Origin of the sequence: Herbaspirillum sp. B65, from assembly GCF_000333555.1 — a bacterium.
Lineage (GTDB): Bacteria > Pseudomonadota > Gammaproteobacteria > Burkholderiales > Burkholderiaceae_D > Herbaspirillum > Herbaspirillum rubrisubalbicans.
Window position 1 is genome coordinate 1 of record NZ_BADI01000942.1, and the last position, 2,463, is coordinate 2,463.

Genomic DNA, 2,463 nt, shown 5'->3' on the forward strand with positions numbered 1-2,463 from the left:
CGCCGCGCCAGCGGGCGGCGCACAGGTACAGGGGTTGCAGCGACAGCCGGGTTGCGGGGGTAGGGGTGTTGGTCGTTTTCATTCATGTCTCCTGTTTTGGCGTGGTGTGTTGTGCTTGTGGTTGCTGTATTGCCTGCTTAATTCTTCATATCGAGCCGCAGACAGCGCCAGCCGTGGCTGTTGTGCTCGCTGGCGATGCGGGCCTCAGGTGTGTGCAGGGTGCGGGTGTCGCCCGCCGGCAGCCAGATGTCCACCGTGTCGGTGGCCACCGGCATCTGGCCTTCCTGCGTCACCTGCAGCGTGATGCTGTGGGCATCGCTGCGGGCGCGCACCTGCCAGCGTCCCTGCTGGCCTTCGCGCCAGGCCTGGCTGTGGCCATCGTCCTCGATGCAGCCGCCGCTGGCTTCACCCTCACCGGGCACCGGCACCACCAGGAAGGCGCGCGCATCGGCGGGCTGGCCGAAGTGTGGTTCGGCCACGTTCATGGGGATCACGCCGCCCTTGCGGATGAGCATCACCGGCTGCTCCCAGGGCGCTGGAAGGCGCACGCGCTGGCCGCCGGCAAAGCTCTCGCCGCTCCAGTACGACACCCAATCCGCACCGGCTGGCAGATAGAGCTCGCGCTCGGTCTGTCCGGCCTCGACCACGGGCGCGACCAGCAGGTCGCTGCCCAGCATCATCTCGTCACATTCTTCATAGCAGCGACGATCCTGCGGGAACTGCGCGAAGGTCGGGCGCAGCACCGGCTGGTAATCCCGGGTGGATTGCCACAACAATTCATACAGGTAAGGAATGAAGCGGTAGCGCAGCTTGATGAGCGCAGCGATCTGGGCAGTCGCCTCGGGATACATCCAGGGTTCGTTGACGGTCTTGTCGTCGTTCCACGAATGGATGGAAAAGCGCGGCATGAACACGCCGAAGGCCACCCAGCGCACCAGCAGTTCCGGTTCCGGTGCGGGACCGGCGAAGCCGCCGATGTCGTGGCCGATGTTGGATACCCCCGACAGCGCCAGACCCAGACCCATCTTGAGGTTGTAGCGCAGGGTTTCCCACGAGGTGTAGTTATCGCCCGACCAGGTCTGCACGTAACGCTGCATCCCGGCGCCACCCGAGCGCGACACCAGGAAGGGGCGCTGCTGTGGTGCGGCCTCGCATTGCGCCTGGTGCGAGGTGCGCATCATCAGCATGGTCTGCAACACCTTGGCCTGCTGCACCGGATAGGGCGCGCCGAAGCCATGGGCCAGGGCATCCGGGGTCCAGACTTCGAACTCGTTGTTGTCGTTCCAGGTGGCGCTGATGCCATAGTCCAGCAGGGCCGACTTGACGTTGGCTTTCCACCATTGCTGGGTGGCCGGATTGGTGAAGTCGAGATAGGCCCCGACCTCATCCCAGAACTGCACCCAGGCCGGCTGTCCCGCGCTGTCGTTGATCAACAGCCCCGCTTCGCGCGCCTGTTCGAACTGCGGATGATCACGCAGCAGGCAGGGTTTGATGTTGGCGCACAGGTGTACGCCGGCGTCGTGATAGCTCTGCACGAAGCCCTTGGCGTCGGGGAATTTGTCGGTGTTCCAGTGGAACACGTAACGCTTGGGGCCGATCGAGGTATAGCCCGACGACAGGTGGAACGAGTCGCACAGGATGTCGTGCTGGCGGCAGTTGTCGATGAACTGCCCCATCTGCGCCTGGGCATCGGGGGCATCGGTATAACTCATGGTGGAGCCGGAGTAGCCCAGGCCCCACTTGGGCATCCAGGCGGGCCGGCCGGTGAGCCAGGTGAAGCGGCGGGTGGCGGCCAGGGGCGTGTCGGGCGAGGCGATGAAGTAGTAATCCAGGTCGCCATGCGGTGCCACGAAGTAGCGATACAGGCCGTGGTAGTTGTCCAGCTCGCGGCCCATGTCGAAGCGGCAGTCGGAGAGGGTGTCGTAGAACAGCCCGAAACCGCTGGCGGCCTGCGCATTCCAGGTGATGTAGAAGGGGATGTGCTTGTAGAGCGGATCGGTGTTGCGGGCGCTATAGCCCATGGCATCGATGTTGCGCATCTCGTAGGACTGGCCGGCGCGGTTCATGTCACCGGCGCGCTCGCCCAGGCCGAAGTACAGTTCATCGGGCTGGCGCTTGAGGTAGTGATAGACCTGCTGGTCCCAGTAACCGAAGTTGTAGGCTTGCGTGGGACGGTCCGTCAGCACCGTCTGCCACTGGCCCTGGCGCTGCATTTCCCATTGGCAGAAGCCGCCCTCCAGCGTCACCGTCAGACGGATTTGCGTGGTCTCGATCTGCACCCGGCCGGCTTCATTGTGCAGGGCGAAGTCGGGCAGCGTGAAGCCGCTCATATCGCGCCGGTCGCGGCCTTGCGGCGGCGTGTCTTCGGCACCGGGCGCAATGGCCCAGGAGGCCGGCCCACGCAGCTCGCCCTGGGGCAGCACCAGCACCCGGATGATGTTTCTTCCAGGACAAACAGCTCGA

1 pseudogene is annotated in these 2,463 nt (G+C 64.8%); it reads right to left on the reverse strand.

Annotated elements, in window-relative coordinates:
• Positions 1-137 precede the first annotated feature (137 nt).
• Positions 138-2,463: pseudogene (locus I5W_RS21935) on the reverse strand (TIM-barrel domain-containing protein); the annotation flags it as partial.